Source organism: Enterobacter sp. YSU, from assembly GCF_016082135.1.
In the GTDB taxonomy this organism is placed as follows: domain Bacteria; phylum Pseudomonadota; class Gammaproteobacteria; order Enterobacterales; family Enterobacteriaceae; genus Enterobacter; species Enterobacter hormaechei_C.
This window is the reverse complement of record NZ_CP059487.1, coordinates 4,020,085-4,045,631: the sequence shown is the minus strand read 5'-3', so window position 1 is coordinate 4,045,631 and position 25,547 is coordinate 4,020,085. Positions and strand designations below refer to the sequence as shown.

The 25,547-nt window shown below is 55.9% G+C and carries 21 protein-coding genes; 11 read left to right on the top strand and 10 right to left on the bottom strand.

Annotated features, from left to right (window positions below):
- Positions 1-3 precede the first annotated feature (3 nt).
- Entirely contained in the window at positions 4-3,051 is a 3,048-nt protein-coding gene (fdnG, locus tag H2Z33_RS19400) for a formate dehydrogenase-N subunit alpha (protein ID WP_139153671.1), read from the bottom strand.
- 220 nt (positions 3,052-3,271) lie between these two features.
- On the opposite strand from fdnG, the gene yddG reads away from it, so the two are divergent.
- Both yddG and ompC read left to right on the top strand, forming a co-directional pair.
- Positions 3,272-4,150, top strand: a complete 879-nt coding sequence (gene yddG, locus H2Z33_RS19395; protein ID WP_032102980.1) for an aromatic amino acid DMT transporter YddG — start codon at positions 3,272-3,274, stop codon at positions 4,148-4,150.
- A 626-nt stretch (positions 4,151-4,776) separates the two neighbouring features.
- Entirely contained in the window at positions 4,777-5,850 is a 1,074-nt protein-coding gene (gene ompC / locus H2Z33_RS19390) for a porin OmpC (RefSeq protein WP_033487801.1), read from the top strand.
- 45 nt (positions 5,851-5,895) lie between these two features.
- On the opposite strand, the gene H2Z33_RS19385 is transcribed toward ompC, so the two are convergent.
- Positions 5,896-7,386: an MFS transporter gene (locus tag H2Z33_RS19385; protein ID WP_032648391.1), complete on the bottom strand. Its 1,491-nt coding sequence runs from the start codon at positions 7,384-7,386 to the stop codon at positions 5,896-5,898.
- Positions 7,387-7,502: 116 nt separating this feature from the next.
- On the opposite strand from H2Z33_RS19385, the gene H2Z33_RS19380 reads away from it, so the two are divergent.
- From H2Z33_RS19380 to narI, 6 genes are all read left to right on the top strand, one after another.
- Positions 7,503-8,078 carry a TetR family transcriptional regulator gene (locus H2Z33_RS19380; protein ID WP_063134612.1) on the top strand — a complete coding sequence of 192 codons (576 nt, stop codon included), beginning with the start codon at positions 7,503-7,505 and terminating at the stop codon, positions 8,076-8,078.
- A 210-nt stretch (positions 8,079-8,288) separates the two neighbouring features.
- On the top strand, positions 8,289-9,674 hold the full coding sequence (locus H2Z33_RS19375; protein ID WP_063134731.1) for a NarK family nitrate/nitrite MFS transporter: 1,386 nt from the start codon (positions 8,289-8,291) through the stop codon (positions 9,672-9,674).
- Positions 9,675-9,741: 67 nt separating this feature from the next.
- The gene (locus H2Z33_RS19370; protein WP_063134613.1) at positions 9,742-13,482 is read left to right on the top strand and encodes a nitrate reductase subunit alpha; all 3,741 of its coding nucleotides are present in this window, start codon (positions 9,742-9,744) and stop codon (positions 13,480-13,482) included.
- Complete coding sequence (gene narH, locus H2Z33_RS19365) at positions 13,479-15,023, top strand: nitrate reductase subunit beta (RefSeq protein ID WP_015570469.1); 1,545 nt, start codon at positions 13,479-13,481, stop codon at positions 15,021-15,023. The genes H2Z33_RS19370 and narH overlap by 4 nt, the downstream gene beginning before the upstream one ends.
- Positions 15,023-15,718, top strand: a complete 696-nt coding sequence (gene narW / locus H2Z33_RS19360; protein WP_032102973.1) for a nitrate reductase molybdenum cofactor assembly chaperone — start codon at positions 15,023-15,025, stop codon at positions 15,716-15,718. The genes narH and narW overlap by 1 nt, the downstream gene beginning before the upstream one ends.
- Positions 15,715-16,395 carry a respiratory nitrate reductase subunit gamma gene (gene narI, locus H2Z33_RS19355; protein WP_023303778.1) on the top strand — a complete coding sequence of 227 codons (681 nt, stop codon included), beginning with the start codon at positions 15,715-15,717 and terminating at the stop codon, positions 16,393-16,395. The genes narW and narI overlap by 4 nt, the downstream gene beginning before the upstream one ends.
- Positions 16,396-16,483: 88 nt before the next feature.
- On the opposite strand, the gene H2Z33_RS19350 is transcribed toward narI, so the two are convergent.
- Together H2Z33_RS19350 and nhoA are read right to left on the bottom strand one after the other, a co-directional pair.
- Entirely contained in the window at positions 16,484-16,933 is a 450-nt protein-coding gene (locus tag H2Z33_RS19350) for a hypothetical protein (protein WP_047365085.1), read from the bottom strand.
- Positions 16,934-17,027: 94 nt separating this feature from the next.
- On the bottom strand, positions 17,028-17,873 hold the full coding sequence (nhoA, locus tag H2Z33_RS19345) for an N-hydroxyarylamine O-acetyltransferase (RefSeq protein ID WP_063134615.1): 846 nt from the start codon (positions 17,871-17,873) through the stop codon (positions 17,028-17,030).
- A gap of 105 nt (positions 17,874-17,978) precedes the next feature.
- Between nhoA and H2Z33_RS19340 the strand changes: the two genes are divergently transcribed.
- Together H2Z33_RS19340 and H2Z33_RS19335 are read left to right on the top strand one after the other, a co-directional pair.
- Positions 17,979-18,551, top strand: a complete 573-nt coding sequence (locus tag H2Z33_RS19340; RefSeq protein WP_039270701.1) for a flavin reductase family protein — start codon at positions 17,979-17,981, stop codon at positions 18,549-18,551.
- A gap of 203 nt (positions 18,552-18,754) precedes the next feature.
- Positions 18,755-19,186, top strand: a complete 432-nt coding sequence (locus tag H2Z33_RS19335) for a DUF3828 domain-containing protein (RefSeq protein ID WP_032620331.1) — start codon at positions 18,755-18,757, stop codon at positions 19,184-19,186.
- Positions 19,187-19,253: 67 nt separating this feature from the next.
- On the opposite strand, the gene fusA is transcribed toward H2Z33_RS19335, so the two are convergent.
- Positions 19,254-21,356, bottom strand: a complete 2,103-nt coding sequence (gene fusA, locus H2Z33_RS19330) for an elongation factor G (RefSeq protein ID WP_047741255.1) — start codon at positions 21,354-21,356, stop codon at positions 19,254-19,256.
- Between the two features lie 161 nt (positions 21,357-21,517).
- On the opposite strand from fusA, the gene H2Z33_RS19325 reads away from it, so the two are divergent.
- Complete coding sequence (locus H2Z33_RS19325; protein ID WP_000612740.1) at positions 21,518-21,817, top strand: ArsR/SmtB family transcription factor; 300 nt, start codon at positions 21,518-21,520, stop codon at positions 21,815-21,817.
- Here H2Z33_RS19325 and H2Z33_RS19320 read toward each other — a convergent pair.
- The 5 genes from H2Z33_RS19320 to H2Z33_RS19300 form a co-directional block, all read right to left on the bottom strand.
- The gene (locus H2Z33_RS19320) at positions 21,810-22,451 is read right to left on the bottom strand and encodes a DNA-binding protein (RefSeq protein ID WP_032648396.1); all 642 of its coding nucleotides are present in this window, start codon (positions 22,449-22,451) and stop codon (positions 21,810-21,812) included. The two genes, H2Z33_RS19325 and H2Z33_RS19320, sit on opposite strands and share 8 nt — an antisense overlap.
- A 91-nt stretch (positions 22,452-22,542) precedes the next feature.
- Positions 22,543-23,544, bottom strand: coding sequence for a Kdo(2)-lipid IV(A) acyltransferase (locus H2Z33_RS19315; protein ID WP_015570461.1), 1,002 nt, complete (start codon positions 23,542-23,544; stop codon positions 22,543-22,545).
- 186 nt (positions 23,545-23,730) lie between these two features.
- Positions 23,731-23,961: a tautomerase PptA gene (pptA, locus tag H2Z33_RS19310; protein ID WP_003857012.1), complete on the bottom strand. Its 231-nt coding sequence runs from the start codon at positions 23,959-23,961 to the stop codon at positions 23,731-23,733.
- Positions 23,962-23,998: 37 nt separating this feature from the next.
- Positions 23,999-24,616 (bottom strand): glutathione S-transferase family protein, encoded by a 618-nt coding sequence (locus H2Z33_RS19305; protein ID WP_006810732.1) that lies wholly within the window; start codon positions 24,614-24,616, stop codon positions 23,999-24,001.
- A gap of 41 nt (positions 24,617-24,657) precedes the next feature.
- Positions 24,658-25,545 (bottom strand): transporter substrate-binding domain-containing protein, encoded by an 888-nt coding sequence (locus H2Z33_RS19300; RefSeq protein WP_017382289.1) that lies wholly within the window; start codon positions 25,543-25,545, stop codon positions 24,658-24,660.
- Between the last annotated feature and the right edge of the window lie 2 nt (positions 25,546-25,547).

Sequence of the window (25,547 nt, the reverse complement as noted above, 5' to 3'; positions counted from 1 at the left end):
TCCTTACGCTTTCTCGATGTTGACCAGAAACGCTTTATACTCCGGCGTTTGCGAGTTGGAATCGCCGACGTTTGGCGTCAGGGTATTGGCGATGTAGCCTTTCTGCGCTACCCCTTCAAAGCCCCAGTGCAGTGGTATACCGACGGTTTCCACCTGCTGGCCATGCACGTTCAGCGTTTGCAGACGACGGGTGACCACCGCCACCGCGCGAATAAAGCCGCGCTTGCTGCTGACCTTCACGCGATCGCCGTTGGCAATGCCTTTCGCCTTCGCCAGCGTTTCGCTTATCTCCACAAACTGTTCCGGCTGCGCGATGGCGTTAAGCCGCGCGTGCTTGGTCCAGGTATGGAAATGCTCGGTCAGGCGGTAGGTGGTGCCGACATAAGGGAACTTGTCCTTTTTACCTAAACGCAGCACGTCGTCTTCATAGATGCGTACCACCGGACTGGAGACCACATTCGGGTGCAGCGGGTTAGTGCCGAGCGGCGTTTCCATCGGCTCGTAGTGTTCCGGGAACGGCCCTTCCGCCAGTTTGTCGATAGCAAACAGACGTCCCAGCCCTTCCGGCTGCATGATAAACGGCCCGGTGTTGCTGCCCGGCGCGGCGGTGTTGAAGTCCGGGATATCGTTCCCCGTCCACTTCGTGCCGTTCCACTCGATCAGCATGCGTTTCGGATCCCACGGCTTACCGTTCACGTCTGCGGAGGCACGGTTGTACAGTACGCGGCGGTTCAACGGCCACGCCCATGCCCAGCCCAGGGTATTGCCCAGGCCTGACGGATCGGCGTTATCGCGATTGGCCATCTGGTTACCCTGCTCCGTCCAGCTGCCGGTGTAGATCCAGCAGGAAGAGGCCGTGGTACCGTCGTCACGCAACAGCGCGAAGCTATTGAGCAGCTGTCCTTTCTTCGCCACCAGATTGCCGTTGGCATCGTACAGGTCGGCCAGCGCCACGCCGTTGTTCTCTTTTGCCACCTCTTCGGACTCAGGATGATCCGGCTGCTTGTAGTTCCAGCTCATCTTCAGCAGCGGCTCAGCGCCTTTGCCGCCTTCTGCGCGGTACATCTCGCGCAGACGATGGTAAATCCCGGCCAGAATTTCGCCGTCATTACGCGCTTCGCCCGGCGCATCCTGACCTTTCCAGTGCCACTGTAGCCAGCGGCCAGAGTTGGCAATTGAACCGTCCTCTTCCGCAAAGCAGGTCGACGGCAGGCGGAACACCTCGGTCTGAATCGCTGCCGGATCGACATCGTTTGATTCACCGTGGTTCTGCCAGAACGTAGACGTTTCGGTGACCAGCGGATCGATAACCACCATGTACTTCAGCTTGCTCAGGCTGCGAACGACTTTGTTTTTATCCGGGAATGACGCTACCGGGTTAAAGCCCTGGCAGATGTAACCCGTGACGTCGCCCTTATCCATCATGTTGAAATACTTGATGACATCGTAAGCCTGGTCCCATTTCGGCAACCACTCAAAGCCCCAGTCATTCTCTTTCTGCGCCGCGTCGCCGTAGAACGATTTCATCAGACTGACGGCAAACTTCGGATAGTTACTCCAGTAGTTCACCTGGTCCGGACGCGTCGCTTTTGGCGTGTTGGCGTCAAGCCAGCTTTGCCAGTCGGTCTGCTTCTCGGACGGCAGGGTCAGGTAACCCGGCAGGCTGGTCGACAGCAGGCCGAGGTCGGTTAAGCCCTGAATGTTAGAGTGCCCGCGCAGGGCGTTCACGCCGCCACCGGCCATCCCCATGTTGCCGAGCAGCAGCTGGATCATCGCCATGGTACGGATGTTCTGCGCGCCCACGGTATGCTGCGTCCAGCCCAGCGCGTACAGGAATGTAGTGGTTCTGTAGGCGGCACTGGTGGAAGCCAGCACTTCACATACTTTCAGGAAGTCCGCTTTCGGCGTACCGCAGATGTTTTCCACCACGTCCGGCGTATAGCGGGAAACGTGCTGTTTCAGCAAGTTCCACACGCAGCGTGGATCGCTCAGGGTCTCATCGCGTTTCGCGTAGCCGTTTTCGTCGAACTGATAGTTCCAGGACGATTTATCGTACTGACGTTTCCCGGCGTCATAGCCGCTGAAGAGGCCATCTTCGAAGGCGAAATCTTCCCGTACCAGCAGGCCGGCATTGGTGTAATGCTTAACGTATTCCACGTTAATTTTGTTATTTTCGATCAGGTACAACAGCACGCCGGACAGGAACGTGATGTCCGTACCGGAGCGGATCGGCGCATAGATATCAGCCACCGATGCCGTACGCGTAAAGCGTGGATCGACGACAATCAGCGTCGCATCGTTGTTGTTTTTCGCTTCCATCGCCCAGCGGAATCCCACCGGATGGGCTTCAGCGGCGTTACCGCCCATTACCACCACGACGTTAGCGTTTTTGATATCAACCCAGTGGTTGGTCATCGCACCGCGACCAAATGTTGGAGCAAGACTTGCTACCGTTGGTCCGTGTCAGACGCGCGCCTGGTTATCAACCGCCAGCATGCCGAGGGAGCGCACAAATTTTTGCGTCAGCATGCCGGTCTCATTACTTGCCGCAGAGGCACACAGCATCCCGGTGGAGGTCCAGCGGTTTACCGTGATGCCCTGCTCGTTCTTCTCAATAAAGTTGGCGTCGCGATCCGCTTTCATCAGTTTTGCAATTCGGGAGAAGGCTTCGTCCCAGGAGATACGCTGCCATTTGTCAGAGCCCGGCGCACGATACTCCGGGTAGCGCAGACGGTTTTCACTGTGGACGTAGTCCAGCAGCCCCGCCCCTTTCGGGCAAAGCGCCCCGCGGCTCACCGGATGGTCCGGGTCCCCTTCAATATGATAAATCGCTTCTTTGGCGTTCTTTGCGCCATCACCCAGGCTATACATTAATAGCCCACAACCCACGGAGCAGTATGTGCAGGTGTTACGGATCTCTTTCGCGCGCAGCAGTTTATAGTTGCGTGCCTGAGCCAGCGCCATTTTGGGAGCGAATCCCAGCATTGCGGCTGTTGTTCCGGCCATACCGCCCGCGCAGATTTTAAAAAATTGTCTGCGGCTGACGTCCATTGCTGTCCTCGTTATCTGATAAGACTTCGCGCCGCAAACTAACAGCAAAGCCCCTGTTTTTTTTGCGTCAAATCAAGGTCGTCAGACTTCGCCCCCTTAATAGTCACTGCCGGTACGATTTGCTAATCCTTTCGGGTTAACAGGCTCTTTGAAAATTCGCCAGGTGTAGCAAATAGATGCTATAAGTTTTCCCTTTGATTTTTAGAAGACTGGCAGGGTAATGGACAGAAAAAGAGCAACGCTGACAGGCCTGGCGGCCATATTGTTGTGGAGCACCATGGTGGGTCTCATCCGCAGCGTCAGTGAAGGACTGGGCCCGGTGGGCGGCGCGGCGATGATTTACACCGTCAGCGGGCTGTTGTGTCTGGTGACGGTGGGTTTTCCCGATCTTCGGCGTTTTTCCACGCGCTATCTCATTGCGGGCAGCATCCTGTTTGTCAGCTATGAGATGTGCCTGGCCCTGTCGCTGGGGTATGCCGCGACGCGCTCACAGGCGATTGAAGTCGGTATGGTCAATTATCTGTGGCCAAGCCTGACGATTGCGTTCGCGATTTTGTTCAACGGGCAAAAAACCACCCTGTGGGTGATCCCTGGGCTTCTCATCTCGCTGTTGGGTGTGTGCTGGGTTTTAGGTGGCGAAAACGGTCTGCAACTGAATGACATCATGCAGAACGTCGTTTCCAGTCCGCTAAGTTATGGGCTAGCGTTTGCTGGCGCTTTTATCTGGGCCGCCTACTGCACCGTCACCAGCAAGTATGCCAAAGGGCAAAATGGCATTACCCTTTTCGTCCTGCTGACCGCCCTGAGCCTGTGGGTCAAATATGCCGTCAGCGATCAGCCCGAAATGGTGTTCAGCGTCCCGGTTGTGGTGAAGCTATTGATGTGCGGGGTTGCGCTTGGCTTTGGCTACGCCGCCTGGAATATCGGTATTCTTCACGGTAACGTCACGGTGCTTGCGGCTGTCTCTTATTTCACGCCAGTTCTTTCCGCCGCACTGGCGGCTATTCTGCTGAGTTCTCCGCTTTCACTCTCATTCTGGCAAGGGGCATTGATGGTGTGCGCCGGATCGTTACTGTGCTGGTATGCCACCCGCAAATAGCATTTTTATTTTTGCCGGGTACCGAATATGCCCGGCAAAATATTAACAATATTTTAATATGTGATCACACCCTCGAATATAATTCGTAACATTAGAGAGTAATTAAATTTCTGTATAGAGTGCCGTCAGAAAGCCAGAGTTGTTGTGGAAATTGACATAAACTGACAACGCAGGTAATTAATTCAGCGCCAATATTCCCGCGCTATATAGCACAAAGTGCAATAGTTTATTTCTGAATATTTCTCTTAAAAAACAGGTTCTGGTTTCCCGAGAAATTTATAATCAACTGTTTTAAAAAAGGTTATCCTGACACATGCTTTGACATTCCCTGCCAAACCCTTTTAATCCCACCAAAAAACTAAAACGTCCGACAACTATTCACTGCCATATTATCTTGATTGGTTAATAATCACTTTATGTCTATATATTAACCTGATTGGCCGATTTAAGGGCAATTTATCCGATCAGGATCACACTAATTGAAATTATCTTTAATATTTTGAAACTTATTATTGAAAGCAGTCTACGGAATTTTAAAAATAGTCTGCCATTGACGATAAGCCTCGTTTAAAAATCGCTCAGGTGGCTTAGGAAATACCTAAATAAAATTATAAGGATTATTTAAGATGAAACTTAAATTAGTTGCAGTGGCTGTGACTTCCATGTTGGCAGCTGGCGTTGTTAACGCGGCTGAAGTTTTTAACAAAGACGGTAACAAACTGGATCTGTACGGCAAAGTTACTGGTCTGCACTATTTTTCTGATGACGCTGGTAGCGACGGCGACAAAACGTATGTTCGTCTGGGCTTCAAAGGTGAAACTCAGATCAACGATCAGCTGACCGGATACGGTCAGTGGGAATATGAGTTCAAGGGCAATCGCTCTGAAGCTCAAGGTTCCGACGGCAACAAAACCCGTCTGGCGTACGCTGGTCTGAAATTCGATGAATTCGGTTCCTTCGACTACGGTCGTAACTACGGTGTGGCTTATGACATCGGCGCGTGGACTGACGTTCTGCCAGAGTTCGGTGGCGATACCTGGACGCAGACTGACGGCTTTATGACCGGCCGTACCACTGGCGTTGCAACCTATCGTAACACCGACTTCTTTGGTCTGGTTGACGGCCTGAACGTGGCTGCTCAGTACCAGGGTAAAAACGACCGTGACGATATCACCGAATCCAACGGTGACGGCTGGGGTCTCTCTTCTACCTATGAATTCGACGGCTTCGGTGTGGGTGCGACCTACGCGAAATCTGACCGTACCGACCGTCAGGTTCGTGCTGCAAGCGACCTGAACGCCGGTGGCGAAAACGCAGAAGTCTGGGCTGCTGGCCTGAAGTACGATGCGAACAACATCTACCTGGCAACCACCTACTCTGAAACCCGCAACATGACGGCGTTCGGTAACGGTCACGTTGCCAACAAAGCGCAGAACTTCGAAGTTGTGGCTCAGTACCAGTTCGACTTCGGTCTGCGTCCGTCCATCGCTTACCTGAAATCCAAAGGTAAAGACATCGGTTCTTATGGCGACCAGGACCTGGTTGAATACGTTGACGTTGGCGCGAGCTACTACTTCAACAAAAACATGTCCACCTATGTTGATTACAAAATCAACCTCGTGGATGACAGCCAGTTCACCAAAGATGCCAAAGTGGCTACCGACAACATCGTAGCTGTAGGTCTGACCTACCAGTTCTAAGATCTGTTAGTTCAAAAGGCCAGCCCTCGCGGCTGGCCTTTTTTATTACTGCTGCCCTCCGACCTTCGCCAGACTAAACCAGATCCCGACCGCCAGAATCAGCAGCATGCCACCCGCACTGCCCAGGGCCACGCTGTGCGAGGTGATGAACGCGGTTTTCGCCGCCGTCATCACCGGCTCGGCCAGAGACGGCGTCAGCTCCTGCGCCACCTTCATCGCTTCACCGATGGACGACGAGGCTTTATCGGTCAGCGACGCGCTCAGCCCCTGCGGCAGTACAATAGACGCCGAAAAGCTGCGGGTTAACAGCAGACCGAAAATGGCGATCCCCAGACCAGCACCCAGCTCGTAGGACATGGTTTCGATCGCGCCTGCGGCGGCCGCTTTCTCTTTCGGCGCGGCAGCCATGATCGCTGACGTCGATGCCAGCAGTGCGCTGGCGGCACTGAAGCCCAGCAGCACCATCAGGCTCCACGCCTGCCACTGTTGGGTGCTGAAATCGAGCGTCGACAGGCCGATAAAACTGACCGCGCTAAGCCCCATGCCTCCGGCCGCGACAATGCGCAGCCCCAGACGCCCGACCAGCACACCCGCGATCGGCCCGCTAAATCCGCTCGCCACCATCACCGGCAGCATAAATATCCCTGCTTCAAACGGCGTAAAACCATGCACGAACTGCAACTCCTGCGCCATCAGCAGTTCAAAGCCCACCAGCGCAATCATGGCGGTCATCGCCATGACCACGCCGCTTAAAATAATGCGATGGCAAAACAGGCGCATGTCGATCATCGGCACGCGCGCGCGTAGCTGGATACGGACGAAGATAAACAGCATTACCGCTCCGGTAAGCAGCGTACAGGCCACCATCCACGGCGACAGCACCCCTTTCAGGGCGGTTTTGGCGCTATAGACCAGCAGTAAAATCGCCACAATCAGCATAATGGCATGGCTGATATTGAGCGGCTGTTCGGGCCGCCCCTGCTGAGCAGGCACCAGGCGCGCAGCAAGCGAAACCACGATCAGCACGATCGGCACGTTAATCAGGAACACCGACCCCCAGTAAAAGTGCTCCAGCAGCATGCCGCCAATCAGCGGGCCAAACGCCGCGCCGCCCGACCCAACGGCAGCCCAGACGCCGAGGGCGATATTACGGTGCCGCACGTCAATAAACAGGGTGCGGATCCCTGCAAGCGTAGCCGGAATGATCATCGCCGCGCCAATCGCCAGCGACGCGCGGGCGGCAATCAGCCAGCCCGCGGACGGCGCAAAAGCCGCCGCTAACGATGACAGGCCAAACAGCACGCTGCCGATCATCAGCAGGCGCTTAAAACCTATGCGATCGCCCAGCGCGCCCATCGGCAGCACCATTCCCGCCATCACCAGCGAGTAAATATCAATAATCCACAGCAATTCGTTGCCGCTGGCACCCAGCGTCATGCTCAATGTTGGCGCCGCCACGTGCAGCACCGTCGCGTCAATCGCCACCGGGATATACACCAGCACGATAATCACTAACGCTAACCACTGACGAAACATAAATTTCCTTTTCAGTTAAAAACTGGACACATGTCCAGAATGCGATCCTACGTAAAGTTGAACACTTGTCCAGCTCTTTGTTACACTCGTTTCGTTGCCATTGAGAGTGAGAAATTATGCGTTATCTGAGCAAGGACGAGCGGCGGGAAGAGATCCTCCAGGCCGCGATGCACGTGGCGCTGACCGAAGGATTCGCTGCGATGACCGTGCGCCGCATCGCCACCGAAGCGGGCGTCGCCACCGGGCAGGTGCATCATCACTTTGCGTCGGCGGGCGAGCTTAAGTCGCTGGCGTTTGTCCGGCTGATCCGCGATTTGCTGGATGCTGAAATCGTTGGCGAAAACGCCGGCTGGCGTGAGCGCCTGCATGCCATGCTCGGCAGCGATGACGGCGGGTTTGAGCCCTACATTCGACTGTGGCGGGAGGCGCAAATTCTCGCCAGCCGGGATAGCGATATCAAAGGCGCCTACGTTTTGACCATGGAGATGTGGCACCAGGAAACGGTCGCGATTATCCGCGCCGGGGCGGAGGCCAACGCCTTTACGCTTGCTGACCAGCCGGAAAATATCGCCTGGCGTTTAATTGGTCTGGTATGTGGCCTGGATGGCATATACGTATTAAATATGCCTGAAATGGACGACGCGGCATTTAATAAGCATCTGGATAAGCTTATTTCCCTCGAATTGTTTTAATACTCCCATCGGGGTATTAATTTCCGCAAATAGTTACAATTAGTAACACATAAAGCGAACCCTGATTCCCATTCCAAACTCAGGGATTCGCTTTTTTATCTATCCTTTCAGATGTATCCCATAACATCCAAAAATTTCTACAAACTGCCGAAAGGTATCTTTCTGTTTTCACTTCTTTTTTCTCTCCATTTGGGTAAGCAAGAGGGTGATATGTCACATCAAAGCGAGAAGAGTAATCAGCATCTGTTGAGTAACTGGAAACCGGAAAACGCGCAATTTTGGGAGAATAAAGGGAAACATATCGCACGTAGAAACCTGTGGATTTCCGTGGCGTGTTTGCTTCTCGCGTTTTGTGTATGGATGTTGTTTAGCGCTATTGCGGTAAATCTTAATAAGGTCGGATTTAATTTCAGCACCGATCAGCTTTTTATGCTAACGGCATTACCTTCTCTTTCCGGCGCGATATTGCGTGTCCCCTACTCTTTTATGGTGCCGATATTTGGCGGACGTTACTGGACCGTGTTAAGTACCATTATCCTGGTCGTACCCTGTGTCTGGCTTGGGATCGCCATCCAGAATACCGCTACGCCTTACTGGGTCTTTATCATCATCGCACTGCTGTGCGGTTTTGCCGGGGCCAACTTCGCTTCCAGCATGGGAAACATCAGTTTCTTCTTCCCGAAAGCCAGACAGGGCAGCGCGCTGGGCATTAACGGCGGGCTGGGTAACCTGGGCGTGAGCGTGATGCAGCTGGTTGCGCCGCTGGTGATTTTCCTGCCGATGTTTACCTTTCTCGGCGTTCACGGCGTCCCCCAGGAGGATGGCTCGACGATGTGGCTGGCGAACGCGGCGTGGATCTGGGCCCCGCTGCTGATTCTTGCTACCCTTGCGGCGTTTTTTGGCATGAACGACATCGCCAGCTCGAAAGCGTCCATTGCCAGCCAGCTTCCGGTGCTTAAGCGCTTTCACCTCTGGCTGCTGAGCCTGCTTTATCTGGCAACCTTCGGCTCGTTTATCGGTTTCTCGGCAGGCTTTGCTATGCTGTCGAAAACCCAGTTTCCGGACGTAAATATCCTCCACCTCGCCTTCTTTGGCCCGCTGATCGGCGCTCTGGCGCGTTCGGCTGGCGGAATGATTTCAGACAGGCTGGGCGGCGTACGGGTGACGCTGACCAACTTCGTCTTTATGGCCATCTTTAGCGCCCTGATTTTCCTGACGCTCCCCGGGTCTGGTTCAGGCAGTTTTATCGCCTTCTATCTGGTCTTTATGGGCCTGTTCCTCACCGCAGGCCTGGGCAGCGGCTCGACCTTCCAGATGATCGCGATTATCTTTCGCCAAATCACCCTCGACCGCGTGAAAAAACAGGGCGGGAGCGACGAACAGGCACAGCATGAAGCGGTGACCGAAACGGCTGCCGCGCTGGGCTTTATCTCTGCCATCGGTGCGGTAGGCGGGTTCTTTATTCCCAAAGCCTTTGGCACATCCCTGGCGATGACCGGTTCCCCGGTGGGCGCCATGAAAGTCTTCCTCGTGTTTTACATCGTCTGCGTGCTCGTCACCTGGCTGGTGTACGGCCGCAAATCCTCACAAAAATAATAACTACCTCTTCGCCGGAGCGTGATGTCTCACCCTCCGGCCATGCTATCGAAGCAGGAGAAATGTCATGAGCAAACTGTTGGACCGCTTCCGTTACTTCAAAACAAAAGGCGACAGTTTCGCCGATGGGCACGGGCAGGTGTACCACACCAACCGCGACTGGGAGGACAGCTACCGTCAGCGCTGGCAGTTCGATAAAATTGTGCGATCCACCCACGGCGTTAACTGCACCGGCTCCTGTAGCTGGAAGATTTATGTCAAAAATGGCCTGGTGACCTGGGAAACCCAGCAGACCGACTACCCGCGCACCCGCCCTGACCTGCCTAACCACGAACCGCGCGGCTGCCCGCGTGGCGCAAGCTACTCCTGGTATCTCTACAGCGCCAACCGTCTCAAGTACCCGCTGGTACGCCGCAGGCTGATCGAACTCTGGCGAGAGGCGCTGGCGCAGCATACCGATCCGGTGCTGGCCTGGGATGCCATTCAAAACGATCCGCAGAAAGCGCAGAGCTACAGAAAAGCGCGCGGAAAAGGCGGTTTTATCCGCTCAAACTGGAAAGAGCTTAACCAGCTGATTGCTGCCGCCAACGTCTGGACCATCAAAAACTACGGCCCGGATCGGGTAGCCGGTTTTTCCCCCATCCCGGCCATGTCGATGGTCTCTTATGCCGCCGGTACGCGCTATCTCTCCCTGCTCGGCGGCACCTGCCTGAGCTTCTATGACTGGTACTGCGATCTGCCTCCGGCGTCGCCGATGACCTGGGGCGAACAGACCGACGTGCCGGAATCGGCGGACTGGTACAACTCCAGCTATATCATTGCCTGGGGCTCGAACGTGCCGCAGACGCGCACCCCGGACGCCCACTTCTTTACCGAAGTGCGTTATAAGGGCACCAAGACCGTCGCCATTACGCCGGACTTCTCGGAGGTGGCGAAGCTCAGCGACCAGTGGCTGGCCCCCAAACAGGGTACCGACAGCGCCCTTGCCATGGCGATGGGCCATGTGATCCTTAAAGAGTTCCACCTCGATAACCCGAGCGAGTACTTCCTCAACTATTGCCGCCGCTACACCGACATGCCGATGCTGGTCCTGCTGGATGAACAGGCTGACGGTCGCGTGGTGCCGGGCCGCATGCTGCGCGCGTCGGATCTGGCCGACGGGCTGGGTGAAACCAATAATCCGGAGTGGAAAACCATCGCCTTTGACGTGGCCGGAAATCTGGTGGCGCCGAATGGTTCCATCGGCTTCCGCTGGGGTGAAAAAGGCAAATGGAACCTGGAGTCGCTGGCCGCGGGACAGGAAACCGAGCTGACGCTTTCCCTGCTCATCACCCACGACAGCGTGGCAGACGTGGCCTTCCCTTACTTCGGGGGCAACGAGAATCCGCATTTCCGCAGCGTGAAGCAGGAGCCGGTGCTGACGCGCCGAGTACCGAGTAAAACCCTGACGCTGGCCGACGGCAGCCAGAGACGCGTGGTTAGCGTGTACGATCTGGTGCTCGCAAACTACGGCCTCGATCGCGGTCTGGAAGACAGTAACGCGGCGACAAACTACGCCGAGATAAAAGCCTACACCCCGGCCTGGGGCGAACAAATTACCGGCGTCCCTGCTTATCTGATAGAAAAAATCGCCCGTGAATTTGCCGACACGGCGCAGAAAACTCACGGTCGTTCGATGATCATCCTCGGGGCCGGTGTGAACCACTGGTACCACATGGACATGAACTACCGCGGGATGATCAACATGCTGGTCTTCTGCGGCTGCGTCGGGCAGAGCGGCGGCGGCTGGTCGCACTATGTCGGCCAGGAAAAGCTGCGTCCGCAAACCGGCTGGCTGCCGCTGGCCTTCGCGCTGGACTGGAACCGTCCGCCGCGCCAGATGAACAGCACATCGTACTTCTACAACCACGCCAGCCAGTGGCGCTATGAGAAGCTCACCGCACAGGAACTGCTTTCTCCCCTTGCAGACGCATCGAAGTTTACCGGTCACCTGATTGATTTCAATGTCCGCGCCGAGCGCATGGGCTGGCTGCCGTCGGCCCCTCAGCTCAACCTTAATCCGCTGCACGTGAAAGCCCGCGCCGACGCCGCCGGGATGTCGCCGCAGGACTATACCGTGCAGGCGTTAAAATCGGGCGATATCCGCTTCGCCTGTGAACAGCCCGACAACGGCAAGAACCACCCGCGCAATCTGTTCGTCTGGCGCTCGAACCTGCTCGGCTCGTCCGGGAAAGGCCATGAGTACATGCTGAAATACCTGCTTGGCACCGAAAGCGGTATTCAGGGTGAGGATTTAGGCTCAACGGACGACGTGAAACCTGAAGAGGTGGAATGGCAAACCGCCGCCATTGAGGGCAAGCTGGATCTGCTGGTGACGCTCGATTTCCGTATGTCCAGCACCTGCCTGTTCTCGGATATCGTCCTGCCCACCGCCACCTGGTATGAAAAGGACGATATGAATACCTCGGACATGCATCCGTTTATTCACCCGCTCTCCGCAGCCGTTGACCCGGCGTGGGAGTCCCGCAGCGACTGGGAGATTTACAAGGGCATCGCCAAAGTCTTCTCTGAAGTGTGCGTCGGACATCTCGGCACCGAAACTGACCTGGTGCTACAGCCGCTTCAGCATGACTCCCCGGGGGAGCTGTCGCAGCCTTTTGATATTCTGGACTGGCGCAAAGGCGAGTGCGATCTGATCCCCGGCAAAACGGCACCGAACATCGCCGTGGTCGAGCGTAACTACCCGGAAACCTACGAGCGCTTTACGGCCCTTGGGCCGCTGCTGGACAAGCTCGGCAACGGCGGAAAAGGCATATCGTGGAACACCCAGAATGAGGTCGATTTCCTCGGCAAGCTCAACTACGTCAAGCCTGACGGCCCGGCGAAAGGTCGTCCGCGCATCGAGACCGCCATTGACGCTTCAGAGGTGATCCTCGCCCTTGCGCCGGAAACTAACGGTCAGGTCGCGGTCAAAGCCTGGGAAGCCCTCGGCGAACTGACCGGACGCGATCACACTCATCTGGCGCTGAACAAAGAAGATGAGAAAATCCGCTTCCGCGATATTCAGGCGCAGCCGCGCAAAATCATCTCCAGCCCGACGTGGTCCGGCCTTGAGAGCGAGCACGTCTCCTATAACGCAGGCTATACCAACGTTCACGAGCTGATCCCGTGGCGCACGATTTCGGGCCGCCAGCAGCTGTATCAGGATCATGCCTGGATGCGCGCCTTCGGGGAGAGTCTGGTGGCCTATCGTCCACCGATTGACACCCGCAGCGTTACCCATATGCGCGAAATCCCGCCGAACGGATTCCCGGAAAAAGCGCTTAACTTCCTGACGCCGCACCAGAAATGGGGCATTCATTCCACCTACAGCGAAAACCTGCTGATGCAGACCCTGTCGCGCGGGGGGCCAATCGTCTGGATCAGCGAAACCGACGCACGCGAGCTGGGCATTGAGGACAACGACTGGATCGAAGCCTTCAACGCCAACGGCGCCCTCACCGCGCGCGCGGTGGTCAGCCAGCGCGTGCCGCCGGGCATGACCATGATGTACCACGCTCAGGAGCGCATCCTGAACATTCCGGGGTCAGAAGTAACCGGACGGCGCGGCGGGATCCACAACTCGGTCACCCGCGTCTGCCCGAAACCGACCCACATGATCGGCGGCTACGCGCAGCTGGCGTACAGCTTCAACTATTACGGCACCGTCGGCTCGAACCGCGACGAGTTCATCATGATCCGTAAAATGAAAAACATTAACTGGCTGGACGGCGAAGGTCGGGATCAGGTACAGGAGGCGAAAAAATGAAAATACGCTCACAGGTTGGCATGGTTCTGAATCTCGATAAATGCATTGGCTGCCACACCTGCTCGGTCACCTGTAAGAACGTCTGGACCGGGCGCGAAGGGATGGAGTACGCGTGGTTCAATAACGTCGAAACCAAACCGGGTATCGGCTATCCGAAAAACTGGGAAGATCAGGATGAGTGGCAAGGCGGCTGGATCCGCGGTATTCACGGCAAGCTGACCCCGCGCCTCGGCGGCAAAATGGGCGTGCTGTCGAAGATTTTCGCTAACCCCGTCCTGCCGCAGATTGACGATTACTATGAACCCTTCACCTTCGATTACCAGGATCTACACCGCGCGCCAGAGGGCGATCACCTCCCTACCGCCCGCCCGCGCTCGCTGATTGACGGCAAGCGAATGGATAAAATCGAATGGGGGCCCAACTGGGAAGAGCTGCTGGGCGGCGAGTTCGAAAAACGCGCCCGCGACCGCAATTTCCAGAAGATCCAGAAGGAGATGTACGGCCAGTTTGAAAACACCTTCATGATGTACCTGCCGCGCCTGTGCGAGCACTGTCTGAACCCCAGTTGCGTCGCCACCTGCCCGAGCGGCGCGATTTACAAGCGCGAAGAGGACGGCATTGTGCTGATTGACCAGGACAAATGCCGCGGCTGGCGTCTGTGCATCAGCGGCTGCCCGTACAAGAAAATCTACTTCAACTGGAAGAGCGGCAAGTCAGAGAAATGCATCTTCTGCTACCCGCGCATTGAGTCCGGTCAGCCGACCGTCTGCTCGGAAACCTGCGTCGGGCGCATCCGCTACCTTGGCGTGCTGCTGTATGACGCGGACCGCATTGAAGAGGCGGCCAGCACCGAGCATGAAACCGATCTGTACGAGCGCCAGTGCGACGTGTTCCTTAACCCGAACGATCCGGCGGTGATTGAGGAAGCGCTGAAACAGGGTATTCCGCAGAACGTCATCGACGCGGCACAGCGTTCCCCGGTTTACAAAATGGCGATGGACTGGAAGCTTGCCCTGCCGCTGCATCCGGAATACCGCACCCTGCCGATGGTCTGGTATGTGCCGCCGCTGTCACCGATTCAGTCCTACGCGGACGCGGGTGGTTTGCCGCAGAGCGACGGCGTGCTGCCTGCCGTAGAAAGCCTGCGCATTCCGGTGCAGTACCTGGCAAACATGCTCAGCGCGGGCGATACCGGTCCGGTGCTGCGCGCCCTGAAGCGCATGATGGCGATGCGCCACTACAAGCGTTCCCAGACCGTGGAAGGCGTGACCGACACCCGCGCCATCGAAGAGGTCGGCCTGACGGAAGAACAGGTAGAAGAGATGTATCGCTACCTGGCGATTGCCAACTACGAAGACCGCTTCGTGATCCCGACCAGCCACCGCGAAATGGCGCGCGACGCCTTCCCGGAGAAAAACGGCTGCGGCTTCACCTTTGGCGACGGCTGCCACGGTTCCGACACCAAATTCAACCTCTTCAACAGCAGCCGCATTGACGCGATCAACATCACCGAGGTGCGTGAACACGGGGAGGGAGAATAATGCAAATCCTCAAAATCATCGCGCTACTCATTGAGTATCCCGATGAGCTGCTGTGGGAAAACCGTGACGAAGCGCTTTCCCTGGTGGAACAGGACGCGCCCATGCTGCTGCCGTTTGCGCAGCAGCACCTGAGCGCCCCGCTGCTGGATAAGCAGGCCGAATGGTGCGAAGTGTTTGAACGGGGGCGCGCAACCTCGCTACTGCTGTTCGAACACGTTCACGCCGAGTCCCGCGATCGCGGTCAGGCGATGGTCGACCTGATGAGCCAGTATGAGAAAGCCGGGCTCCAGCTGGACTGCCGCGAGCTGCCGGACTATCTGCCGCTCTATCTGGAATATCTCAGTATCGTCAGCGATGACGAGGCGCGTGAAGGACTGCAAAACGTCGCGCCGATTCTGGCGCTGATTGGCGGCCGGCTGAAACAGCGCGAGGTGGCGCATTACCAGCTGTTTGACGCCCTGCTGACGATGGCCGGTACACGGCTTTCCAGCGACAGCGTGGCGAAGCAGGTGTCTGGTGAAAAACGGGATGATACCCGTCAGGCGCTGGACGCCGTGTGGGAAGAGGAACAGGTGAAGTTTATCGAAGACAACGCCACATCGTGCGACAGCTCGCCGATGCAGCAATATCAACGACGCTTTAGCCAGGACGTCGCGCCGCAGTACGTGGACGTCAGCGCCGGAGGCCCAAAATGACACATTACCTGAACGTGTTTTTCTATGACATTTATCCGTACATCTGCGCCACCGTGTTTTTCCTTGGCAGCTGGTTGCGCTACGACTACGGGCAGTACACCTGGCGCGCCTCGTCGAGCCAGATGCTCAGCAAGCGCGGTATGAACTGGGGCTCTAACCTGTTTCATATCGGGATTTTGGGGATCTTCTTCGGGCATTTGTTCGGCATGTTAACCCCGCACTGGATGTACGCCTGGTTTTTACCCGTCGCGGTTAAACAGCAGCTGGCGATGATGGCGGGTGGTGTGTGCGGCGTATTGACGCTGGTTGGCGGGTCGATGCTGCTTTACCGCCGCTTGTTCAACCAGCGGGTGCGTGCCACGTCCACCACGCCGGATATTATCATCATGAGTATCCTGCTGCTTCAGTGCATCCTTGGGCTGTCGACCATTCCTTTCTCCGCCCAGTATCCTGACGGAAGCGAGATGATGAAGCTGGTCGGCTGGGCGCAGGGGATCGTGACGTTTAAGGGAGGCTCGTCAGAAATGCTGAGCGGCGTCGCGCCGATCTTCCGCGTGCATCTGGTGCTGGGGATGACGATCTTCCTTATCTTCCCGTTCACCCGTCTGGTGCACGTGTGGAGCGCGCCGTTTGAGTACTTCACCCGTCGCTATCAGGTAGTGAGATCGCGCCGTTGATTTTGTCGGGTGGCGGCTTCGCCTTACCCGACCTACGTTTCAAGCCGCTGTAGGCCCGGTAAGGCGTAGCCGCCACCGGGCCGCACTGTCAGAACAGTGTACTTCCGCTGACGACTGAAATAACCAACAGCAGCAGCAACACTGCGACGATCAGACCAAAAGCCAGTAACGCCGCATGAAAAGCGAGCGTAGCCCCAGAAAAAAACAGTGCGCCACTCACCCCCCATCGGTTCTCTTTGCGCATCCCACCCGTGAAGGCAAGCCCTAATGCCACCACAGACAAAATTACTCCGCTATTGATAAGAATACTGTCGATATCGACCGTTTTCTTTTTCGCCTCAACGGTCGGTTGTTCCCCTTTGATGCCAGCAATAATCCCTTTTTTCACCGCCGAAACCTTTTCAGCCACAACAATTTCAAGCGCTGTCGACTTTGTTGAAAAAGGACCAAAGGTGAACTGCACTAATGAGACAAGTAGTGCAATAACCCCGAGTAACATTCCCACTGAACTGAATTTATTCCGCAACAAGATTTCCATATCAGCATGCCTTCGATGATGTTTAAACTAACCCGCCGAATGGCGACCTACGTTCGGGCACCCGTAGGCCCGGTAAGGCGTAGCCGCCACCGGGCTATTTACCTGCCTGTGGATGCGTATCAAACCCCGCCATCACGGCCGTCAGCTCGGCCAGGGTAAAGCCGTGCTTCGGGTCATCAACGCCCAGGCCAAACCGCGCCTGCATCAGCTTATACAGCGCCTCCGCATCCGGCAAATGGATCTGCTCCTCCACATGCCCGTTCTGCCAGTGGGTAAAATTAAAGTTGATCAGCGTTAGCTTGCCCCCGTCCGGCAGGTGGCGACACATCAGCAGGTGATGACGGAAATGGGACTGCGGCCAGTGCGCCGACCAGAAGTTTCCCATCACGTAATCGTTGAAGTACTGGGTCGCCATGTCGAAATGGTACATCGACTGCCAGTGCTCGTGATGGCGGAATTGCAGTACCCAGTCGTTACCCTCGCTCAGCAAACGATAACGCCCGTGTGGGGTTTCCTGTTCCTCGTTGGCGATCAAACGAATCGGCGCCGTCAGCGTTTGTCCGCCAAATCCCACATCGGCGATCCAGCGCTCGCCGTTCAGCTCAACCAGCAGCAACCGGTGCGTACGCGGCGGCATCTGCGACGGATTGGCCAGCACAACCCGCCCCAGCACACTGCGCACCGTAAACCCGACTTCGCGCAACACCCGCTCAAACAGGCCGTTTTGCTCGAAGCAATACCCCCCCCGACGCGCGGTGACCAGTTTATCCACCAGACACCCGTCGTCCAGATGGATTTCCCGCGGCAAAACGACGTCAATATTTTCGAAAGGGATTGCGCAGTTATGGTGTAAATGCAGCCCCCGCAGGGTATCGATATCAACCTGTACGGGCTGCTGCCAGCCCGTGCGGGCGAAATAAGCACTCAGAAATGGGGACATGATTTGCTCCAGGATGTGATATCACCTGTTTATAAACTATTTTCCCTTATGCATATGCGCAAAAGTGCTTTTTCGTCATACTCATCGTGTACATGAGGAGATCCTATGAACCACTTTCGCCCTGTTGAATTACGCCATGCCAGCCGTCTTCTGAATCACGGTCCAACCGTGCTCATCACCAGCCGGGATGAGACCATCGATCGTCGCAACGTCATGGCCGCCGCATGGTCTATGCCGGTGGAATTTGAACCCCCGCGTATCGCGATTGTGGTAGACAAAAGCGCATGGTCACGGGAGTTGATCGAACGCAGCGGGAAATTCGGCATTGTGATCCCCGGCGTGGCGGCAGCCAACTGGACCTGGGCGGTCGGCAGCGTAAGCGGGCGCGACGAGGATAAATTCAACTGCTACGGGATCCCGGTTATTTATGGCCCTGAGCTTGGCCTGCCGGTTATAGAAGAGAAATGTCTGGCGTGGATGGAGTGCCGGTTATTACCTGTAACCTCTGCGGCAGAGAAATATGACACTCTGTTTGGCGAAGTGGTTTCCGCCGCGGCGGATGAACGCGCATTTGTCGCCGGACGCTGGCAGTTTGACGGGGATAAGCTGAATACGCTGCATCATCTGGGTGCGGGTACGTTCGTCGCGAGCGGGAAAATGGTGAAGGCGCTGGAATGATTTTTTAATTATACCCATCTGAATTATATAAAATTTCTATGGCATTTTATGTTTACCACTGCGTTGTAGAACGGAGGATATTTCTTGAGTTGCTGAGTTAGCAATTCCCCGTTAAGGAAATATTAATGTCCTGGATAGATATGGCGAAATTTTATATTCCAAATAAAATGCTCAAGCAAAAAGCATCGGTAATTGGGCACATTATGTCATCGAAGCCACTCTTCTTTTTACTTTTCATCCTGTCTTCCTTAGCGGGCGCGGAAACCACCTATGCACCGGGGCTAGTGGCGCTTAAATTCAATCAATGGTATATAGCGCAGTTAGATCAGAACAAACCACCCGTACTCAATCCAGACATTATGAACGAGTACGTAGCCTCAGGGACCATTGCAGCAATTAAAGAAATGTACTCTGGCGACAGTAACGACAAAGATATGCCCGATGCGGATATGTTTATCAAAGCGCAGGACTGGGATGATGACTGGAATCAGATAACCGTCTTACATTCTGATTTTGACGCCGTTTGCACAAACGTCTATGTCGCATTTGGTAAGAAGCAAGATCATGTTATTGCAGATTGTCTCGTTGAAGAGCAAGGAAAATGGAAAGTGCGATCGGCGACGCTAATTAAGTAACAGGCATAAACTCCCTGTCGTAATAATAAAGGCACATGGTAGCCAAATGACTACCATGTGCAATTAATTAACTCTTCACACGCTTCGCAATAATCTCATCCGCCACATTCCGCGGAGCTTCCGCAAAATGATGGAATTCCATCGTATACGTCGCGCGCCCCTGGGACATCGACCGCAGCGTGGTGGCGTAGCCAAACATCTCAGCCAGCGGGACGTCAGCGCGAATAATCTGGCTGCCGTACTGCTCTGCCATCCCCTGCACCAGGCCGCGACGGGAGGAGAGATCGCCCATAATGTTCCCGGCGTACTCTTCCGGCGTTTCCACCTCAACGTGCATGACCGGCTCAAGAATAACCGGATCCGCCCGCCGTGCGCCCTCTTTGAAGCCGAGGATCGCCGCCATGCGGAAGGCCATCTCCGAGGAGTCAACGTCATGGTAGGAACCAAACGTCAGGGTCGCTTTCACATCCACCACCGGATAGCCCGCCAGCACTCCCGTATTCATGGCTTCTCGCAAGCCTTTTTCCACCGACGGGATGTACTCCCGCGGCACCACCCCGCCTTTGGTGGCATCTTCAAAGACAAAACCACTCCCGGCGGCTAAAGGCTCAAGGCTCAGGACCACATGACCGTACTGCCCTTTCCCGCCGGACTGTCGGACAAATTTACCTTCAATATCCTTCACCGCTTTACGCAGGGTTTCACGGTAGGTGACCTGCGGACGACCAATGTTCGCCTCAACGCCAAACTCGCGCTTCATGCGGTCGACGATGATCTCCAGATGCAGCTCGCCCATCCCAGAGATAATGGTCTGTCCGGACTCTTCGTCCGTGTGCAGGCGAAACGACGGATCCTCCGCCGCCAGGCGCTGTAGGGCGATCCCCATTTTCTCCTGATCGGCCTTGGTTTTCGGCTCAATCGCCAGCGAAATAACCGGGTCCGGGAACTCCATCCGTTCAAGGGTGATCACCGCATTCGGGTCGGTCAGCGTGTCACCGGTGGTAACGTCTTTCAGCCCGACACAGGCTGCGATATCCCCTGCACGCAGCTCGTCCACCTCATGGCGATCGTTGGCATGCATCAGCACGATGCGCCCGATACGCTCTTTCTTGCCCTTCACCGGGTTGTACACCGCGTCGCCTTTGCGCAGTATGCCAGAATAGACGCGGATAAAGGTCAGCTGGCCGACGTACGGATCGCTCATCAGCTTGAAGGCCAGCGCCGAGAACGGTTCATCATCGCTTGGGTGGCGCTCGGCGTGCTGTCCGTCTTCGTCTACCCCATCAATAGCGGGCACGTCCAGTGGAGACGGCATCAATTCAATCACCGCGTCGAGCATGCGCTGCACACCCTTGTTCTTGAAAGCGCTGCCGCACAGCATGGGCTGTATTTCACCGGAGATGGTCCGGACGCGCAGCCCCTGGATGATTTCTGCTTCATCCAGTTCGCCCGTCTCAAGGTACTTATCCATAAGCTCATCGCTGGCTTCTGCCGCAGCCGAAACCATTTTTTCTCGCCACGCCTGGGCGGTGCTCAGCAGATCGTCAGGCACTGGCGCATAGCTAAACGCCATGCCCTGCGTCGCATCATCCCAAAGAATAGTGCGCATCCTGATGAGATCCACCACGCCGGTGAAGTGTTCTTCTGCCCCCACGGGGATCACAATCGGGACCGGATTGGCTTTCAGCCGCTCCTGCATCATCCGCACCACGCGGAAGAAATCCGCACCCGGGCGGTCCATTTTATTGACGAACGCCAGACGCGGAACGTGATATTTATTCGCCTGACGCCAGACGGTCTCCGACTGCGGCTGCACGCCACCGACGGAGTCATAGACCATCACCGCACCGTCGAGCACACGCATGGAACGTTCCACCTCAATGGTGAAATCCACGTGCCCGGGGGTGTCGATAATATTGATGCGGTGCGGTTCAAAGCCTCTGTCCATACCGGGCCAGAAACAGCTTACCGCCGCCGACGTAATGGTGATCCCGCGCTCCTGCTCCTGCGCCATCCAGTCGGTGGTTGCCGCGCCATCGTGTACTTCACCCAGCTTGTGGCTCATCCCGGTGTAAAACAGGATCCGCTCAGTGGTGGTTGTTTTGCCGGCATCGATATGCGCGGAGATACCGATGTTGCGATAACGTTCGAGTGGAATGGGTCGGGGCATGTTATTTCCTTAAGTCTTCATGACTGGTTTGTGACGACCGGGATGGTCGCGTGTTCGTTCGTTTGTTATAATAGTCCTATTGTACGAGTATTATCGAACTATTTTTTAACGGTTGACCTATTGTTGATATAGCTCAATCTCACGCGAGACGCAGGAAAACGATGATCCCAAACCACCCGGAACCTGAACAAATAGTGTTGGAAAATGTGCTGTTCGCCCTCGGCAACCCGCTGCGATTAGCGATTATCCGCAGGCTGGCCGACGGCAGCGAACTGAGCTGTAACGCGCTGCGCCCGGAAGAGGTGGTGAAATCTACTATGACTCACCACTGGCGCGTGCTGCGCGACAGCGGCGTGATCTGGCAGCGCCCGCAGGGGCGCGAGAATATGATCTCACTGAGAAGAGAGGATCTGGACGCCCGCTTTCCTGGGCTGCTGGCGATCCTGCTCCAGGCTAAGTAGCGGCAGCGTCCTCAAGACGATAAACCGGAATGCGCCGTGTTGTTCCGGTAAGGGTGTCGAACACCTCCGTATCGGACGTCACTATTCTCATCCCGGTCTTCCTTAACCGCTGCACCTCGGCGGCTATGCGCTGGAGGCCAAACCAGAAAAGCCCGTCAAGCGCGGTGACCGCAAGCCCCTGTTCCAGCGCCAGCTGGAGGCGCTCGCGGGGGGCTTTCACCTGCTGAGCGATTTGCCGGTAAGGCACTTCCGAACCGCCGGACGCATCGATCCGCTGAATACGGGTCTTCAGGTGGTAGGTAAATTCATCGGGAATGCCGTTCAAATCCCGTTTAAGGCTGTAGACGCAGCCAAACCGCTTCCCGTTGAACAGGACATTTTTTTGACTGAGCTGAAACTCATTTCTGATGCTATCAATCAGCTGCGGTGCACGGGTAAGAAGTAACCGGAAGGGAAGCTCAAAGCTGGTCACATAATCCACGTTCAGCAGCGCGAGACGCAGCCGCTCTTCTGCCCCGGATTTCTGGTCATGACATTCGCGCATCACCTCGGCCCACTGGCGCGTCAGACGTTCCGGCTCGCCGGCTTCGGTGAGGAGGTATTTTTCTAGATGATAATCGACTCTTCCGGTCATGTGGGGCATCCCGTCAATATGGATGCGGTAATTCTATCCAGCGCGGCAGGATTTATAAAGGGCGGAGCGCACCGGCATCCGCCCTGCCGGGCTACTGCTGGATACTCGACCGGTCCGAAATATCGCTGGCAGATAAGGTTCTTGCAGAAGATGGGATCTGTTTTTTGCGTTTATACCGGTCCGGCTGGCCTTCAGGGCGGGTTTTGAACCGGCGATGCAGCCACATATATTGCTCAGGCGCCATCATCACGGCGCGCTCAATCGCTCTGTTCATTTGCGTGGCCACCGACGCTTTGTCGCCTCCCTGCAAGGTATCGCTAATATCTTCCAGAATAATCAGCTCATACCCTGTGCCGTCTGCTTTTCTGCGCGGTACAAACGGGATCACGGCCGGTCTGGCACTTTTCACCAGCATGTAGCTCCCGGCAGTTGTCGCGGCGTCCGGGACGGCAAAAAACGGCACAAACACGCTATTCGTTTTGCCATAGTCGTGGTCCGGGGCATACCACAGGATCTCGTTTTGCTTCAGCGCGCGGATCATGCCCTTCAGGTCATAGCGGTCAAGCATGGTTTTATTGGAACGCAGACGACCGCGCGTTTGCAGCCAGTCGAGCAACGCATTATTGTTGGGACGATACACACCAATACCCGCGTTAAGCATGCCAAAGATGCGTGCGCCTAATTCCAGCGTGAGAAAATGCATGCCAATGAGCACCACGCCCCTTCCTTGCGCCCGCGCCTGTTCCATATGTTCATAGCCGGTTACGCTGAAGTGTTTCCGTACGCGCCAGTCTGGCCAGAACCACGCTATCCCCGTTTCGATGACGCCCATTCCAACCGATTCAAAATTACGCTCAAGTAAACGCTCGCGCTCGTCCTCTTTCATATCAGGGAAGCAAAGCTCAAGATTTCGTCTGGCGATCTCCACGCGGCGTGGAAGCAGGCGCATAGCCAGACGCCCAAGCCCGTGACCTGTTTTCAACAGCAGCGGGTACGGAAGCTGAACCGTGCACCAGAGCGCGGCAATGCCTGCCCAGCTGAGCCAGTAACGAGGATGAATAAAGGCGAGTGAAAACTGAGGTAATTTTGTCATGGAAAAATTATCCTTTTACTAATTTGTACTTAATCTGGTGCAGTTGCAGTGCTTACCTGCTGCTTTAACGAATATTGTTCGGAAGGATGAATTGTAGCGGAATCGTTATGGTTTTTATTATCGATTTTTGCGAAAGGGAATAAAAGCGAGGAGCGCCGGGTGATATTGCACCACCCGGCAGGCAAGTTACATCGAATAACCGGGCTTCTTGATCAGTTCATCCAGTTTCGGGCCGATCTCGGTATCCCAGACCTGCGCCTTCCAGTCAGCTTCCTGAACCTCCTGAAGCGCCACGGAGATTGAGCGATCTTTGCTGTTCAGATGACGGGCGATCGCTTCGGCGATATCCGCCGCCAGGGCCGTTTTTTGTTCGTCAGTCAGATCGCGTGGAAAACATTTGATATCAACGTGTGGCATGGGCAGGGCTCCTTTTATAGGTGAGCGTTCCACGTTATCAGATTATATCGTTAGCTTTTAGCACCTTGTGCAGTTCCGGCAGCGCGCAGACGGCATCCGCGACGGCGGTAATATTAGGCGTGTTAGTGGCAAACCACTCATGACGTGGCCCCCAGGTACGCGCAACGGCAATATAGACGTCAAGCAGCGTCAGCTGTTTGCCAAACGCAAACGGCGAGGCGCTGAGCTGGCTGTCGAACCACAGATAGAGCGATTTTCGGTACTCAATGCAATTTTTCTTCAGCTGTTCCGGGGCATCAGGCACCCAGCGTTCCGGGTAATCTGCATACGTAAAGGTGGGATAGACGTTCGCCACAAACCAGATGAGCAGGCGCTGAAACTGCTGGCGCTCGGCCTGCCCTACGGGCGGCGCGAGGTCGGGACGTCTGTCGAGCACCATCAGGGCGATCGCTGCGGTTTCCGTCACGATCGCCCCATTTTCCAGCTCCAGCGTCGGCACCTGGCACAGCGGGTTCAGTTTCAACAGCAATTCGCGCTGCGGGCCGGGCTGGTCAAACCCGTCCACGTTGACGAACTGATACGGGATGTCTGCCAGAGTCAGCATCACTTCACTGATTGCCGATCCCCAGCCGGGTACGCCATAGAGTTTGATCATGTTGCCCCCTCAGGGATGAAAACCCTAAGTGTAGAGCACCATTAGTAGGTTATCCCGGGCGGGTTAACGTCAGAAGACGTCACCGCTTCGCCCGCCTCCCCCCAGCGCGCCAGCACCTTTTGATACTCCCCGCGCTTAATCGCACCGTCCAGCGCAGCCTGCAACGCATACACCAGCCCATTACCTTTTTTGGTTGTGGTGGCGACATAGGCTTTCTTCGGCCCTAATCCCACGACGCGGGTTTTGCCGGTTAACGCGGCTTTGTAGGCCGAAACGGACTGCGGTCCAAAGAAAACATCCGCCCTGCCGGACTGAATATAAAGATTGCCTGAGGCGTCGTCGGTCAGATAAACCGGCAACGCAGGCTCGCGCCCGGCCTTTTTATTCTCTTCGTTCCAGCCCAGCAGAATACGTTCCTGATTGGTGCCTGACCCGACAATCACCTTTTTACCGGCCAGATCTTTCGCACGGGTGATCGACTGTACGTTGCTGGTGGATTTCACCGAGAAGGCGAGGGAATCGACGCGATAGGTCGCAAAATCGAACTTCGCCTTACGTTGCTCGGTGACGGCGATATTCACCAACGCCACGTCATAACGCCCGGAAGTGATCCCCAGCGGCCAGTCTTCCCACGCCGTTGGCACCAGCTTCAGCTTCAGCCCCAGACTGCCCGCCAGCAACCGGGCGATATCCGGGTCGCTGCCAATACGGGTGCGGTTATCACTGGCCAGCAGCGCCAGCGGCGGAGAATTCAGGGCTGAAATCGCCACCGTGAGGGTACCCGGCTCAACAAATTTATAGTTCGCCGGGATTTTCGCCACTGCCTGTTGATCAACCGTCACCGGCAGCGGCTGTTCGTTGGCCTTTAAATCAATGCTGGCGTAGCTCGCCGTCGTGAAGACCAGCCCCGCCAGGAGTCCATATTTCATCT